Source organism: Lysinibacillus sp. EB271-A1-10B (assembly GCF_058791335.1).
In genome coordinates this window covers 124,835-141,714 of sequence record NZ_JBYTDL010000001.1, presented here as the reverse complement: position 1 = coordinate 141,714, position 16,880 = coordinate 124,835, and the positions used below count along the sequence as shown (strand labels likewise).

Sequence of the window (16,880 nt, the reverse complement as noted above, 5' to 3'; positions counted from 1 at the left end):
TCGCCCTAATGAGGATAACTGCTCAAGGATGACTGATATTCTCTCAGGTAAGAATCCGGAATCTATCAAGGTATTTGGATCTATTTTTATAGTCAATTGTTTTTGTATCTTTTAATCATCGATTTATTTATATGGAAGTTGAAATAGCTTACGTGCAAGAAAAAACATTACTGAAAATGGCTTATATCGGCACTATATCCCAATCTCCAAAAGCTCGCTTCGCTTTTTTTTTATAAAATTAAACCTTTCACGATGCTACATCCTCCTCCTACTTTCCATCTATTAGAAATAAAATTAGCAATAAATTTCTGTTTCTATCATGAAAGATGCATTTTTAATTTGTGCAAAAGCTTTGCAAACCTTATAATAAATCTTAAGTGGTTGCTGTTCGGGATATTTTTTAGGAGGAAATAAATTGACGAAAAAGAAAAATGAATTAATTCGCATCATCCCACTTGGTGGCGTTGGCGAAATTGGGAAAGCAATGTACGTAGTAGAAATTGACGAAGAGCTATTTGTAGTGGATAGCGGATTGATGTTCCCAGAAGACGAAATGCTGGGCATTGATATCGTAATTCCAGATATTACGTATTTAGAAGAAAATAAAGAGCGTGTGAAAGGAATTTTCTTAACACATGGTCATGAAGATGCAATTGGCTCAATTGCTTATGTATTACAAAAAGTGAAAGCGCCAGTGTACGGATCAAAATTAACAATTGCACTTGCAAAGGAACATTTAAAGGAATTGCCTGCACCACATCAGGTGAAATTCTTTGAGGTTACGAACCGTAGTCGTATGAATTTTAACTCAACGTATGTGACATTCTTCCATACAACACATAGTATTCCCGATTCGTTAGGGGTAGTGTTCCATACATCTGAAGGAGCAATTGTTCATACAGGTGAGTTTAAATTCGATCAATCCGCGACAGGTAAATTTAAGCCTGATTTAGCAAAAATGGCTCAGCTAGGAGAAGAAGGCGTATTTATGCTGTTATCTGAGTCGAGTGAAGCTGAGCGACCAGGTTACACGACATCTGAGATTGTGATTGAAGAGCAATTATCAAAAACATTCCATTCAGCACCAGGTCGTATTTTAGTTGCTGTTTATGCATCGAATTTTATTCGTATACAGCAAGTGTTGACACAAGCTCAAAAGTCGTTCCGTAAAATAGTTATTGTAGGAAAACCTTTAGAAAAAGCTGTGGATTTAGGTGCACATCTAGGTTACTTAACAGTAGAAGAAGATACAATTATCCCTATCTCGGAAATGCAAAAGTATCAAGATGATGAGATTATTATTATCGCTACAGGTAATAAAGGGGAGCCACTTGATGCATTAGAGAAAATTGTCCGCAAACATCACCGAGACATTAAAATTAAAAAGAATGATACAGTATTAATTACATTTACACCGTCTCCTGGTATGGAAGTGCAGATGGCTAATACGATGAACTCGATCGCAAAAGCAGGTGCTGAAATTCTCACATCTAGCAAAAATGTACATGTATCGGGTCACGGTAGCCAAGAAGATTTAAAGTTAATGTTAAACTTAATGCAACCAAAGTACTTTATCCCTGTGCAAGGTGAGTACCGCATGCTTATTGCTCACTCTAAGCTTGCTCAACAGCTAGGTATGCAAAAATCACAAATTTTTATCGCCGATAAAGGGGATATTGTAGAATATAAAAATGGTAAAATGCGAATGAGTGGCCGTGTACAAGCAGGTAATGTTTTAATAGACGGTATCGGTGTAGGTGATGTAGGGAACATAGTACTTCGCGATCGTAAATTATTATCGCAGGATGGTATTTTCATTGTTGTCGTTACATTAAACCGTGCTCAAAAGAAAATCGCATCTGGTCCAGAAATTTTATCGCGTGGTTTCGTATATGTACGCGAATCAGAAGAATTAATGGTGGAAGCTTCTGATATTGCTAAAAATGTTATTGAAAAATACGTTGGTAAAGATACATTTGAATGGACAAACATTAAACAAGAAATTCGAGATACACTGAATACGTATTTATTCCAAAAAACGAAGCGCCGCCCAATGATTATCCCAATCATTATGGAATATTAAAAATGAAAGATCATCGTTGATTGAAAAAGGATTTTCTAACCGAATGTAAACGGTGGAAAATCCTTTTTTGCCTCAATACGGAAAGTTAGATATCGCATTTATTGTATTATATGCCATGTGTAATAAGTTGATCTTCGTTAAGGCTGGGCGACTCCTTGGGAATCAGTAATAGAGGAACGAAGGCTAAAATCATCACATCCTGTGATAACGCCTTCGTGACCAACATCGAATGTTTTATCTGTAGCGAAAGCGAAGCGGCAGCGGCAAATGTTTTACCTGCGCGAAAGCGAAGCGGCAGCGGCAAATGTTTTACCTGCGCGAAAGCGAAGCGGCAGCGGCAAATGTTTTACCTGCGCGAAAGCGAAGCGGCAGCGGCAAAGTTTTATCTGCGCGAAAGCGAAGCGGCAGCGGCAAAGCGCCCAACCGGAACGGAAATCAACACCACGATATGGTGATGATTTTTTTGGAATAATCAAGTTCTACATGTTATTATTTGCTACATATTAAAGAATGGATTGCAAAAGAAGGTGAAATAGATGGCGACTAGTAAAAAAAGAAAAGTCACGAAAGGAAAAGCGACGACAGAGAAAAAAGAAATGCATCCGCTTATGTATGAAATTTTAGGTCTTATCTTAATTGCGTTTGCGGTTATTATGATTTTTGAATATGGCATGATTGGCCGAGTTCTACAAACAATTGCGATGTTTCTTTTTGGAAATTTACATTTTGCTGTGCCGTTTATGCTTATTTTTGTTGCGGTGTTACTGATGATTGGGCGGAAAAAAATAAGCATTTATGATCGTGTCATATTAGGTATGCTCCTAATTGTTATGAGTTTAACAATTTTTAGTCATGGCATTTTGTTTGAACAATTATCAAAATCTGGTGGATTATTATCAGACTCTGTTTTGCGAGAATCTTGGCGAATTTTAATTAATTCTGAGGGTATCATCAATCGAAGTAATGCACTTGGCGGCGGAATGGTGGGTGCACTGTTATTTAGTGCTCTACATGTTTTATTTGAGGCGGCAGGTGCGAAAGTCGTTGCATGGGTTATTTTCTTTATCGGATTAATATTAGTAACAGGAAAGGCCCTTGTTCCATATTTAGCGAAAAAAATGCCCGACCTTTTTGGCAAATGGCAGAAGAAGCATCGTGATAAGAAAAAGAATATGCCGAAAAAACCTACTAATCGCCGTTCAAAAGTAGAAAGCAAGGATGACATTGCGGCCGTTGATCAGGAGCCAGAAGTACAAGAGGAAGAAGAGATTTCTCATGAACCAATCATCTCTGCTTTTACTCAAAATGTGTCTCATGAACGAGAGTCATTTGCAATGGCCGAAAATGAAGACATTGAACATGGTGAGATGGTTGATGATGTTCATATTGAAGGAGCAGATGCTGTGGAAAATGCAGACTACCAACTTCCGTCTTATAATTTATTACAATTACCACCACAACATGACCAAAGTGGCGAATATTCTGTCATACAGGCAAATGCGAAAAAGCTAGAGCAAACGTTGCAAAGCTTTGGGGTAAAAGCAAAAGTTACACAGGTACATTTAGGTCCAGCTGTAACAAAGTACGAAATATTACCAGATGTAGGTGTGAAAGTAAGTAAAATTGTAAATTTACAGGATGACCTTGCCTTAGCACTTGCTGCGAAGGATATACGTATGGAAGCACCTATTCCTGGGAAGTCAGCGATTGGCATTGAAGTACCAAATAGTGAGGTAGCTATTGTTACACTCCGAGAAGTGTTAGAGTCTAAGGACGGCGTAAAGCCAGAAGCATTATTGCAAGTTGCATTTGGTCGTGATATTACTGGACAAGCAGTACTTGCTGAGCTCAATAAAATGCCACATTTACTTGTTGCGGGTTCGACGGGTAGTGGGAAAAGTGTGTGTATAAATGGTATTGTCGTATCAATCCTAATGCGTACAAAACCACATGAGGTTAAGCTGATGATGATTGACCCGAAAATGGTGGAGTTAAATGTTTATAACGGTATTCCACATCTACTGGCACCAGTTGTTACGGATGCACGTAAAGCGTCTCAGGCGCTGAAGAAAGTTGTGGCGGAAATGGAACGCCGCTACGATCTATTTTCTCATACAGGTACCCGTAATATCGAAGGTTACAATAGTCATGTACAAAAAGTTAATGAGCAAACAGATGAGAAACACCCTAAATTACCATATATTGTAGTAATTGTAGACGAGTTAGCGGACTTAATGATGGTTGCCTCAAGTGATGTAGAGGATTCTATTACACGTTTAGCACAAATGGCACGTGCAGCTGGGATTCATTTAATAATTGCAACTCAACGACCAAGTGTAGATGTGTTGACAGGTGTTATTAAAGCAAATATTCCTTCGCGCATTGCCTTTGCAGTGTCATCTGCAATCGATTCTAGAACGATTTTAGATATGGGTGGAGCCGAGCGTTTACTCGGTCGAGGAGATATGCTGTTTTTACCAGCGGGTGCATCTAAACCAAAACGTGTGCAAGGTGCTTTTTTATCAGATCAGGAAGTTGAGTCAGTTGTTAACTTTGTTATAGAACAGCAAAAGGCACAATATCAGGAGGAAATGATTCCGACCGATGAAGAGACAATTTTAGAAGAAACGGATGAATTATTTGATGAGGCTGTACAGTTAGTTGTTAGTATGCAGACGGCCTCTGTTTCGATGTTGCAACGCCGTTTCCGTATCGGTTATTCGAGAGCTGCTCGTATCGTCGATCAAATGGAACAACGTGGTATTGTCGGGCCTTCGGAGGGTAGTAAACCTCGACAAGTGCTCATTCATCAATACGATAATTAGTGCCAAAATAACGTTAAAAAATTGAACAATGTTGTATACATTGAGTAGGCCCAAATTCATTTAAAAATTCGAAAGCAATTACATTATGTGTAATTGCTTTCGGTCTATAAAAATGTTATATTTATGAACGATTAGTAGGAATGTTGTACATCAGATGTCTGATCTCTGATTTTGGTGGTGATATATGTGACTATTAAAGCAGATCATCGTCATCTCTATCTTCAAGTAATTGATCGTTTAAAGTCTGACATTGAAAAAGGCGTTTTTAAAGAAAATGAAAAACTGCCTTCAGAGTTTGAATTATCGAAATCACTAGGAGTCAGTCGAGCAACTCTTAGAGAAGCGCTCCGACTGTTGGAAGAGGAGAATGTGATTGTGCGTCGACATGGGGTGGGCACATTTGTAAACCCTAAGCCGTTGTTTACATCAGGTATCGAGCATTTATCGAGCATTTCTTCCATGATCGAGGCAGCGGGTATGGAACCCGGTTCCCGCTTTTTAAAGGCGACGGAAAGCATACCTGCTGAAGAAGATTTAAAACGCTTCCAGTGTGATGGCGAGGATAAAATACTCACAATTGAACGTGTCAGAACAGCGGATGGTGAGCCGGTAGTTTACTGCATAGACAGATTACCAGCAAGCTTCCTGCCAACTGACTTTGTAGAAAAAAAAGAAGTTTCACTTTTCTCTGCACTTGAACAATCCGGTAAAATTCATGTTGCCTATGCTGTGACATATATTGATCCTATTGGGTATCATGAGCAAGCTTCGCCGATTTTAAATTGCGGACGTGAAACAGCTCTTTTAGTATTAAAGCAGTTACATTACGATGATCATGATCAAGTAGTGTTGTATTCAAAAAATTATTTCCGAGCTGATAAATTCAGCTTCCATGTAGTTCGTAAACGGGTGTAGAACATTTCTAATTTTTTCCTGCTAATTACAATACCTTTGGGGGGTTAATCAAATGAAAAAACGTAAATTTGGTTTAGTATTATCATCAGTTTTAGCTGCAAGTGCAATCTTAGGTGCATGTGGTACGAAAGAGGAAGAAAAAACTAATAAAGAAAATGAAAACGCTTCACCAGGCGAAAGCAACCAAGAAGGTGCCTTCTCAGTAGCAATGGTAACTGACGTAGGTGGAGTTGATGATAAATCATTCAACCAATCTGCTTGGGAAGGTGTTCAAGAATTCGGTAAAGAACATGGCCTAAAAAAAGGTGATGGCGGCTTCGACTACTTACAATCAAAATCAGATGCAGACTATGATTCAAATTTAAATGCGTTATTACGTCGTGACTTTAACTTAATCTATGGTATTGGTTTCATGATGGAAGATTCTATTACTGCAATCGCTGAAGAAAATCCAGATAACCATTTCGCAATCATTGACGCTGAAGTAAAAGCGGACAATGTAGTATCAGTATTGTTCAAAGAGCAAGAAGGTGCTTTCTTAGCAGGTGTAGCTGCTGCGAAAATGTCTAAATCAGGTAAAATCGGTTTCGTAGGTGGCGTAGATATTCCAGTTATCAACCGCTTCGAAGCTGGATTTTTTGAAGGTGCAAAAGCTGTAAATCCAGATATCGAAATCACATCAAAATATACTGCTGCATTCGATAAAGCTGACCTTGGTAAAGTTACTGCAAACAGCATGTACTCTTCAGGTGTAGATGTAATTTTCCACGCAGCTGGTGCAACTGGTAACGGTGTATTCTCAGAGGCAAAAGAACGTAAGAAAAAAGATCCTAATGCAAACATTTGGGTAATCGGAGTAGACGCTGACCAATATGAAGAAGGTAAAGTAGACGGTAAAACAAATGTTACTTTAACTTCTATGTTAAAAGGTGTAAATACAGCAGTTGTAGATATTTCTAATAAAGCGAAAAAAGGTGAATTCCCAGGTGGCAAAACGCTTACTTATGGTTTAGCTGAAGACGGCGTGAAGCTTGCGGATTCTCGTGGCGCAATCCCAGAAGATGTACTAAAGGTTATTGAAGAATATAAAGAAAAAATTGCTAAGGGTGAAATTAAAGTTCCAGAAAAAGTGAAAAAATAATTCACCTTTTGATCATCATAAGGGACTTTTTATGAAGGCCCTTATGATGATTTTTCAATCTATCGTTATATTTTGACTATTCGTAATATTCTATTTAACTATACTGGTCATTACCGTAGAGGTAGAATTTTATATGAGCTTATCGTAAGAATAGTAATGATGGTAACAAGTTAATAGAAGAAAGGTTTCTAACGATGACCTTTCCTGTATTAATTTATCTTCATTTAGAAGACTATCTACCTCTATTAGTGGGACAAGATAGGCATGGATTTTTTGTGGATTGGGTGCATAATGCCCAATGAACGAAGAGTTAATCTCTGACAGAATTCATTGTTGTGCGATGTGATAAACGCTGAGCAACAGGGATTATGTCAAGTATTTAGATTAGTTTTAAGCGATGCAACAATGTTTCATGTGCGAAAGTGCAGTGCAACTTTGCGACAGTAACAAAATGCTTTCTGTGGCGACAGCCACAATTACGTCAAGGCGAAATTGATAAAAGTGCCTATTAAGGGAGTGACAAAATTGGAATACGTGATTGAAATGCTAGGAATCCGAAAAGAGTTCGGTAATTTCGTGGCGAATAATAACATCACCCTCCAGCTGAAAAAAGGCGAAATTCATGCACTGCTAGGCGAAAATGGTGCAGGTAAATCGACTTTAATGAACGTCCTTTTTGGTTTGTATCAACCAGAGGGTGGCGAAATTCGAGTTCGTGGGAAGGCTGTTAAAATTACAAACCCGAATGTGGCCAATGATTTAGGGATTGGTATGGTCCATCAACATTTTATGTTAGTGGAAAATTTCACAGTAACAGAGAACATTATTTTAGGTTCTGAACCAACAAAAATGGGTATTGTTAACATTAAAGATGCGGCGAAGAAAGTACAAGCACTTTCTGAAAAATATGGCTTAGATGTTGATCCATATGCCAAAATCGAGGATATTACTGTGGGGATGCAACAGCGTGTTGAAATTTTAAAAACACTATACCGCGGTGCAGAAATTTTAATTTTTGATGAACCAACTGCATCTTTAACACCACAGGAGATTACAGAGCTTATTCAAATAATGCGACGCTTAATTGCAGAGGGCAAATCTATTATTCTAATTACCCATAAACTAAAAGAAATTATGGAAGTCTCTGACCGTGTGACAATTATTCGTAAAGGTGAAGGGATTGGAACAGTTATCACTGCTGAAACAAATCCTAACCAATTAGCTGAAATGATGGTTGGTCGCCAAGTCGAATTTAAAACCGAAAAAACAGAAGCCAACCCAACTGATGAAGTAATTGCAATCGATAATTTGGTTGTTACAGACTACCGTAATATCGATAAAGTAAAAGGCTTAAACTTAAAAGTACGTAAAGGTGAAATTGTTGGTATTGCAGGTATCGATGGTAACGGACAATCTGAGTTAATCGAAGCCATTACTGGTTTACGCAAAATAAAGAGTGGTTCTGTTAAATTAAATGGCAAAGATATTACAAATATGAAACCTCGTAAAATTACTGAGGAAGGCGTTGGGCATATTCCACAAGATCGCCATAAGCATGGTTTAGTTTTAGATTTCCCAATAGGTCATAATATCGCACTACAAACATATTATCAGTCTCCAATCGCTAAGGGCTTTGTTATGGACTATAAGAAAGTGTCTGAAAAAGCACGTCAAATCATTGAAGAATATGATGTGCGTACAGGTAATGGTGAAATGACACCAGCACGTGCCCTTTCAGGTGGTAACCAACAAAAAGCGATTATCGGTCGTGAAGTTGATCGTAATCCGGACTTATTGATTGCTGCACTACCAACACGTGGTCTTGATGTAGGGGCAATTGAGTTTATTCACTCTCGCCTGATCGAGCAACGTGATAAAGGAAAAGCGGTACTGTTAATTTCATTTGAATTAGATGAAGTCATGAATGTTTCGGACCGAATTGCTGTTATTTATGACGGTCAAATTGTTGATGAGTTAAATCCAACAGAAACGACAGAACAAGAGCTAGGTCTATTAATGGCAGGACAAAAAAGTGAAAATAAAAAGAATGGTGCGAAGGAGGGGAATGACTAATGTCAAATCGTGTCATTAATATTCTCGTTCCTATCATCTCTATCATTATCGGTTTAATTGTTGGGGCTATCGTGATGATAGTTAGCGGCTATGACCCAGTACAAGGTTATAGCGCACTTTGGACAGGTATTTTTGGAGATTCATATTCTATTGGGAACACAATCCGTCAAATAACACCGTATTTATTGGCGGGTCTAGCGGTAGCATTTGCCTTCCGCACAGGTTTATTTAATATTGGTGTAGAAGGTCAGTTAATTTTAGGTTGGCTAGCAGCAGCTTGGGTAGGCTATGCGTTTGATCTACCTAAAATCATTCACTTACCATTAGCATTACTTGCGGCAGCAGCTGCAGGTGCATTTTGGGCCTTTATTGCAGGTTTCTTAAAAGCGAAATTTAAAGTTCACGAAGTTATTGCGACAATTATGTTAAACTATACTGCGCTTTATATTGCGAATGCAGTGATTAAAAAATTGTCTGACGGTGGCTTTAAAACAGAACGCGTTCATGAATCAGCTTCTTTACGTTCTCCGTTTTTAAGAGAGCTTACAGACAATTCAAGTCTTCACTATGGCATCATTGTTGCACTGTTAATGGTTATGGTTATGTGGTTCATTTTAGAAAAAACAACACGTGGATATGAGCTTAAGGCGGTAGGCTTTAATAAGCATGCTGCAGACTATGCTGGTATGAGCGTCAACAAAAACATTATTTTAGCTATGACGATTTCAGGTATGTTCGCGGGTCTTGGTGGTGCTATGGAGGCATTAGGTACTTTCCAAAACGCTTCTATTAAACCAGGCTTTACAGGTATAGGTTTCGATGGTATCGCCGTTGCCTTACTTGGTGCGAATACGCCTCTTGGGGTTGTATTCGGAGCTTCATTATTCGGCTCACTTAAATACGGAGCATTAAATATGCCAAATGCTGCAGGTATTCCTGAGGAAATCGTATCTATTATTATTGCGTTAATTATTTTCTGTGTAGCATCGGGCTATATTATTCGAGTAGCATTGCAAAAGTTGCGCAAGAAAAAGGAGGGACAATAACATGAGCTTTTTAGAAATGTTATATTTCATCATCCCTTCTGCGATTTTCTTCGCAACACCTTTAATTTTTACGGCAATCGGTGGTGTATTCTCTGAACGATCTGGTGTTGTCAATATCGGACTAGAAGGTTTAATGGTTGTTGGTGCATTTGTTGGTATTTATGTCAATTTAGAATTTGCTTCAACATTTGGTGCAGCAACAATTTGGGTAGCTATGCTGGCAGCTGTCATTGCTGGGGGAATCTTCTCTCTATTCCATGCAGTTGCTTCGATTTCCTTCCGTGCCGATCAAACAGTATCGGGGGTTGCTATTAATTTATTAGGTTTAGCGGTAACTGTATTCTTAGTAAAAATGATTTATGGTAAAGGGCAAACTGATATGATTACCCAACCAATAACTCGTTTCGCTATCCCTTATTTAAAGGATATTCCGTTCTTTGGTCCATTATTATTCCGTGATGTCTATAGTACGTCAATTTTAGCTTTTGCAGTAGCTATCGGGGCATGGTTTATCATTTATAAAACACCATTCGGTTTACGTTTACGCGCTGTCGGTGAACATCCAATGGCTGCAGATACGATGGGTGTAAATGTTAATAGAATGCGCTATATTGCTGTTGTCATCTCAGGGGCATTAGGTGGTCTTGGTGGTGCAGTGTATGCGCAATCAATTACAAGCGATTTCTCACATGCTACAATTGCGGGTCAAGGCTTTATGGCCATCGCTGCAATGATTTTTGGGAAATGGCATCCAATCGGTGCATTAGGTGCAGCTTTATTCTTTGGAGTAGCACAAACGTTAAGTGTTGCAGGAAGCACAATTCCTTACGTTCAGGACATTCCTGCTGTATACTTACAAATTTTACCGTATGTATTAACAATCCTTGCATTAGCAGGATTTATCGGTAAAGCAAATGCACCAAAAGCTAGTGGTCAACCTTATATTAAGGGGAAACGCTAAAAAACAGACAATTTTTTACACGAAAGACTGGGCGAAAATGCTCAGTCTTTTTCCTTGTACATAGCTCAAGTGTTTGGGAAAATAATGGTTGAAGGTTGATCTTTATTTGCTAGTATGAACAGGTTCATTAAGTAACCAAATGAAATTTCACACTTTCCGTATACATACTTTGGATTCTTTTTGCAATTATAGACAATAGACATGTATAGTATGTGTAGTACTTTGTTATATTAAGAAAGATAAGGAGGGTTCTATATATGTTTAAAACAATCCCTTTTGCAAAAGGTGTCAATTTGCATATCCGACAAACAACCCAATTTAAAACCGTAAATTTTTCAATTAAATGGAGAAGAGCATTAACGGCTACAAATGCGTCTGAACGCACAGTGTTAACAAATGTGTTGCAACACAGCAATGCTAAATATAAGACAACAGCTGCATTCCGAGGTTTCTTGGATGACTTGTATGGCACAGTGCTTTATTTTGATACATCTAAACGTGGTAATGAGCATACAGTACTGATGAATGTAGAAACCGTTAACGATCATTATTTGGCAAATACAAGTGTTTTAAACGAGGTGCTTGGTTTATTGCATACAGCAATCTTTGAACCAAATATAGAAAACGGTGTATTTAAAGAATCGATTGTAGAGCGTGAAAAGAAAACGGTCATTCAACGTATCGAGTCTATTTTTGACGATAAATCTCGATTTGCGCAGCAACGTATTCAACAGATTTTACGTCCGAATGAACCGGCCTCTATTTCTGCTAACGGAACTGTTGAGGACATTCAAAAAATTACCCCTGCGTCATTGTTTGAAGCATATCAATCGATGCTTGCTAACGATAAAATAGATATTTATGTCGCGGGTGATATTAATGAAGACGAAATCGTGACGCAGCTGAAAAAAGCTCTACCGTTTAATGATCGTACACCTGAAGAAGTTCCTGCTGTGCTTCCGCAACAGCATCCACAAAATGATTATGTACGTGAGCAACAAGATATGAAGCAAGGAAAGCTGCATATTGGCTTTAGTACACCAGTACGATTTGGTGATCCTGATTTCGCTAAAATGCAAATCTTTAACGGCGTATTTGGTGGCTACCCTCATGCTAAATTATTTATGAATGTTCGTGAAAAGGAAAGTTTAGCTTACTATGCGTCTAGCTCCTATGCATCACATTATGGCTTAGTCTTTGTTGTATCTGGGATTGAACAAAAGAATGAAGAAAAAGCACTATCACTAATAAAAGAACAAATTGCTGTTATGCAAGCAGGCGACATTACTGATTTGGAATTAGAGCAAACAAAGGCAATGCTGACGAATCAGCTAAAAGAGTCATTGGATTCTGCTCGAGGACAAATAGAAATTTTTGACCAATATAAAGATTTACCCGAGGAGTTCTCTGTTGAAGCTTGGGCAAATAAATGGAAAGCTGTAACGAGAGAAGATATCGTTGAAATGGCGAAGCAAATTCAGCTAGAAGCGGTCTATTTCTTATGTGGGAAGGAGCAAGCCGCACAATGAAGACAATTGAATTCAAACAATTAGATGAAACATTGTATTATGAAAAATTAGAGAATGGCTTAGATGTCTATATTTTACCGAAAAAAGGCTATTCCAAAACATATGTGACGTTCACAACTAAGTACGGTTCTGTTGATCGTACATTTGTGCCGCTTGGTGAGACGGAAAGCATTACAGTTCCAGATGGCATTGCTCACTTTTTAGAGCATAAAATGTTTGAAAAAGAAGATGGCGATGTATTCCAAAAGTTTAGTGAATACGGTGCTTCAGCAAATGCCTTTACATCATTTACACGTACGGCGTATTTATTTTCTTCGACGGACAATATTTATAAAAGCACAGAAACATTATTAAATTTTGTGCAAGAACCTTACTTTACGGAAGCAACAGTGAATAAGGAGAAGGGCATTATTGGACAGGAAATTACGATGTACGATGATCAGCCAGATTGGCGCTTGTATTTTGGTACGATCGAAAATATGTATCATAATCACCCAGTAAAAATTGATATCGCTGGTACAATCGAGACGATTGATGGCATTACTGCGGACCACTTATATACGTGCTACAATACGTTCTATCATCCATCCAATATGTTATTGTTTGTTATTGGTGCTGTAGACCCTAATGAAATGATGACGTTTATTCGTGACAATCAAGGTAAAAAAGAATTCACTGAACCAACACCAATACAACGCTACTTTGATAAAGAACCGACTGAGGTTGCTATCAAAGAGCGTGAGTTGCATATGGATGTACAAAAGCCAAAGGTTTATATCGGCTTAAAAGCAAAAGAAACAAATCTTTCTGGTCGTGATATGTTAAAACATGAGCTATCTGTTCAAATTGCACTTGAACTTATTTTCGGACGTACATCTGAATTTTATGAGCGCATCTATGAAAATGACTTAATTGATGAAACGTATGCATTTGATTTCACGTTAGAAAACGGCTTTGGTTTTGCTATGATTGGCTCGGATTCTGCAGACCCGGCTGCATTAGAGAAAGCTATTAAAGAAGAATTAGCAAAGTATGATGAAGATGCACAATTTGAAAGTGGCGATTTAGAACGAGTGAAACGTAAAAAAATTGGTTTCTTCCTACGTGCGCTGAACTCTATTGAATTTATCGCCAACCAATTTACACGTTATTCGTTTAATGAGATGAATTTGTTCGATGTTGTACCTGTGCTAGAAGAATTAACGATTGAAGATTTGAAAAAAGCATTTTCTTCAATTCAAGGTGAATCTCAACAAACTGTCTTTAAAATTTTACCTACAGAGAAGGGCGAACAGTGAAAAAGTTTGCCCTCGTGTTAGGTGCATCGGGTGAGATTGGTCGTGCTATTTGTCAGAGTCTGGCAGAAGACGGCTGGTCCATCTACATACACTTTTCAAACAATGAAAAAGCAGCGCAGGCTTTATACCACTCTCTTTCAGAAAATTTCCCTTCACAGGAATTTATGCTTGTACAGGGAGATTTTTCGAAAGCGTCCGGGGCACAATTACTAGCATCGCAAATTTTTAATGTGCAAGCAATTGTCTTTGCAAATGGTCAGGCGCATTATTCTCTACTTGAAGATACTACTGTGGAGGATATGGATGCATTATGGCGTGTCCATGTGCAAAATCCAATGCGTCTGACGGCATTGCTGTCATCAAAGCTTCGTGCGCATGACGTTAGCTATGTGCTTTTTATCGGTTCGATTTGGGGAGAGGCTGGATCGGCTGGTGAAGCTCTTTACGCAGCCGTGAAGGGCGCCCAACATGCTTTTGTAAAGTCGTATGCGAAAGAAGCGGCACTGTCACGTATTCGTGTTAATGCCATTGCACCTGGCTTTATAAATACCTCGATGAACAGTCATTTAAGTGAAGAGGAGCTTGACTATATTTTAGAGGATATTCCGCTAGGCATAGCTGGTCAAACAACGGATGTTGCTAAGATGGTACGCTTCTACCTTTCTGGAAATGCAGATTATGTAACGGGACAAGTAATTCGATTAAACGGTGGTTGGTACATATAATGTTCTTTTTTGCACATACTACATGTGTAAAGGAGGAGGAACAGTATGACTATCTTAGAGAACTGGCATAAATGGACATCGTTTTTAGGTCAAAATGTTATGCGTGCAGAATCAAGCGGTGTACCATCGCAAATGATTCAACAAGCTGCTGTACAAATTGGAGAATATTTGGCGACAAATGTCGATCCTAAAAATGAACAAGAACGAGTGCTGTCGGATTTATGGGGCGTTGCCTCTGAAGAAGAAAAACACGCACTGGCGAATTGTGTCGTTAAACTTGTGCAAAATAAACCTGTACAGTAAAAAAGAGGAGAGCGATCTCCTCTTTTTTTTATATAAAAAAGCAATTTCTGCATAGAAAAGGGAACGTATGTAAGCCTATTTAGGATGTTCAAAAAAAAAATAGTAAGTTTTTAAAAATAACGCTATAATTCCATGTATTCTAACTTTCCATTACATAAAAAATCAGCTATGATGGAACTTATAAGGGATTTTTTACGTTAACTAATAGGAAGGGAACGAGTGTGTTTGAGCGATTGGTACTTTGAATATGAAATTCAGGTGAATCGCCCTGGATTATTAGGAGATATTGCTTCACTTTTAGGGATGCTTCGTGTCAATATTATTTCAATAAATGGTGTCGATGAGGATCGACGTGGTATGTTAGTGCATACAGACAACGATGAGACAATTGAGCGTTTTCGTACAATTGTTTCGACAATGGAACATATTAACGTGACCAAATTTCGACAACCTAAACTCCGTGATCGTTTAGCCATAAGGCACGGTCATTATATTCCTCGAGATGCAGATGAAAAAAATACCTTCCGCTTCGTCCGAGATGAACTTGGTATTTTAGTTGACTTTATGGCTGAGCTATTTAAAAAAGAAGGGCATAAGCTCATAGGAATACGTGGAATGCCTAGAGTTGGAAAAACTGAATCGATTGTAGCGGCTAGTGTATGTGCCAATAAAAAATGGATTTTTTTATCATCTACAATGATTAAGCAGACTGTTCGCAATAAACTCGCTGGTGATGAATTCAGTGACAATAATATTTTTATATTAGATGGCATTGTAACACGTCGTTCATCTGATGAGCGGCATTTACAACTAGTGCGTGAAATGATGAATATGCCTTCCATAAAGGTCGTCGAGCATCCAGACATGTTTGTTCAGCATTCAGATTATAGGATAGAGGATTTTGATTATATCATTGAATTACGTCATCACCCAGATGAAGAAATTACGTATGAGATAATGGAAAAAAATCATATGATGTCCGAATCCAATTCATTTGGAGGATTTTAGGATTTAATTTTTAAATTGATGTTAAAGTAGGTGTTTTGAGTGGCAGAATTAGGGACTCGACTGAAAGAGGCGAGACTGTCTAAAGGCTACAGTTTAGACGATTTACAAGAAATAACGAAAATACAAAAGCGTTATTTAATAGGTATTGAAGAGGGCAATTATTCGATCATGCCTGGTTCATTTTATGTACGAGCTTTTATTAAACAATATGCTGACGCCGTTGATTTGAACGCAGAGGAAATTTTAGAAACGTATAAAAGTGAGCTACCAGGTACTTCGAACAATCAAGTAAGTCAATCGATAACGAGTAGTCCAAGTAGAAGAAAAATTACAAAAGGCCCTTCTACTAAAATGATGGAGGCAATGCCGAAAATAATCGTTGGTTTATTTATCATTGTCATTATTGTAGTCATTTGGGTACTCATGCAGTCTAAAAATAATGCAGTACCGAATTCTGGAGAAGAGACACCTCCAGAAATGCAATATGATACAAAAGCAAAACCAATAGATACAGAAAAAGATAAAGAAAAAGAAAATAAAAAAGCTCAATCAAATGACAAACAAGAGTCAACAGATTCAGCAAAGGAAACATCTGACGAAACTGAAGAGGTTAAGCAATCGATTTCAGCGGGGACTGTTGAAGCGGATGGTGCTACAACTTCATATACGTTAACAGGTGCAGATACATTTAAAATACGTATCGAAGTATCAGGTCCTACATTTATCGGTATTCGAGACCAACAGCAACAAGAAATACTAACAGATACTCGTGTATATAATGCAGGAGAAGTAGTAGAATTTGATGCAACATCTCAAAATTATGCTCGTATCCGTTTAGGTAATTCAACGCAAGCCAAGGTATACATTAATGACGAGCCTTTAACGTATGCACAGCAAGCTGTAACGCAAAACATCGTCATCAATTTCAATAAAGAATAGTAGTCATCTAATGATGACTACTTTCTTTCATCAT

Annotated in this window: 14 protein-coding genes; all 14 read left to right on the top strand. The window is 38.1% G+C overall.

The annotated features are described in order from the left end of the window. Positions 1-415 precede the first annotated feature (415 nt). Positions 416-2,083, top strand: a complete 1,668-nt coding sequence (locus AC3WSK_RS00700) for a ribonuclease J (protein WP_079560514.1) — start codon at positions 416-418, stop codon at positions 2,081-2,083. A 155-nt stretch (positions 2,084-2,238) separates the two neighbouring features. Next, the gene (locus tag AC3WSK_RS00695) at positions 2,239-2,538 is read left to right on the top strand and encodes a hypothetical protein (RefSeq protein WP_492411435.1); all 300 of its coding nucleotides are present in this window, start codon (positions 2,239-2,241) and stop codon (positions 2,536-2,538) included. A gap of 81 nt (positions 2,539-2,619) precedes the next feature. Then, a complete protein-coding gene (locus AC3WSK_RS00690; RefSeq protein WP_427482607.1) occupies positions 2,620-4,908 on the top strand; it encodes an FtsK/SpoIIIE family DNA translocase in 2,289 nt (762 codons plus the stop codon). 186 nt (positions 4,909-5,094) lie between these two features. Continuing rightward, positions 5,095-5,823 carry a GntR family transcriptional regulator gene (locus AC3WSK_RS00685; protein ID WP_079560516.1) on the top strand — a complete coding sequence of 243 codons (729 nt, stop codon included), beginning with the start codon at positions 5,095-5,097 and terminating at the stop codon, positions 5,821-5,823. 52 nt (positions 5,824-5,875) lie between these two features. Next, positions 5,876-6,964, top strand: coding sequence for a BMP family lipoprotein (locus AC3WSK_RS00680; protein WP_079560517.1), 1,089 nt, complete (start codon positions 5,876-5,878; stop codon positions 6,962-6,964). A 525-nt stretch (positions 6,965-7,489) separates the two neighbouring features. Then, complete coding sequence (locus tag AC3WSK_RS00675) at positions 7,490-9,037, top strand: ABC transporter ATP-binding protein (RefSeq protein ID WP_079560518.1); 1,548 nt, start codon at positions 7,490-7,492, stop codon at positions 9,035-9,037. Continuing rightward, on the top strand, positions 9,037-10,083 hold the full coding sequence (locus tag AC3WSK_RS00670) for an ABC transporter permease (RefSeq protein WP_079560519.1): 1,047 nt from the start codon (positions 9,037-9,039) through the stop codon (positions 10,081-10,083). The genes AC3WSK_RS00675 and AC3WSK_RS00670 overlap by 1 nt, the downstream gene beginning before the upstream one ends. 1 nt (position 10,084) lies before the next feature. After that, complete coding sequence (locus tag AC3WSK_RS00665) at positions 10,085-11,044, top strand: ABC transporter permease (RefSeq protein WP_079560520.1); 960 nt, start codon at positions 10,085-10,087, stop codon at positions 11,042-11,044. A gap of 257 nt (positions 11,045-11,301) precedes the next feature. Beyond that, a complete protein-coding gene (gene yfmF, locus AC3WSK_RS00660) occupies positions 11,302-12,573 on the top strand; it encodes an EF-P 5-aminopentanol modification-associated protein YfmF (protein ID WP_079560521.1) in 1,272 nt (423 codons plus the stop codon). Continuing rightward, positions 12,570-13,871 (top strand): EF-P 5-aminopentanol modification-associated protein YfmH, encoded by a 1,302-nt coding sequence (gene yfmH, locus AC3WSK_RS00655; RefSeq protein ID WP_079560522.1) that lies wholly within the window; start codon positions 12,570-12,572, stop codon positions 13,869-13,871. Before yfmF ends, yfmH begins: the two co-directional genes overlap by 4 nt. Then, complete coding sequence (gene ymfI, locus AC3WSK_RS00650) at positions 13,868-14,596, top strand: elongation factor P 5-aminopentanone reductase (RefSeq protein WP_079560523.1); 729 nt, start codon at positions 13,868-13,870, stop codon at positions 14,594-14,596. The genes yfmH and ymfI overlap by 4 nt, the downstream gene beginning before the upstream one ends. Positions 14,597-14,641: 45 nt before the next feature. Beyond that, positions 14,642-14,899, top strand: coding sequence for a DUF3243 domain-containing protein (locus AC3WSK_RS00645; protein ID WP_079560524.1), 258 nt, complete (start codon positions 14,642-14,644; stop codon positions 14,897-14,899). Between the two features lie 225 nt (positions 14,900-15,124). After that, positions 15,125-15,907 carry a DUF3388 domain-containing protein gene (locus AC3WSK_RS00640; RefSeq protein ID WP_197141989.1) on the top strand — a complete coding sequence of 261 codons (783 nt, stop codon included), beginning with the start codon at positions 15,125-15,127 and terminating at the stop codon, positions 15,905-15,907. Positions 15,908-15,946: 39 nt separating this feature from the next. After that, a complete protein-coding gene (locus tag AC3WSK_RS00635; RefSeq protein ID WP_079560525.1) occupies positions 15,947-16,846 on the top strand; it encodes a helix-turn-helix domain-containing protein in 900 nt (299 codons plus the stop codon). Positions 16,847-16,880 lie beyond the last annotated feature (34 nt).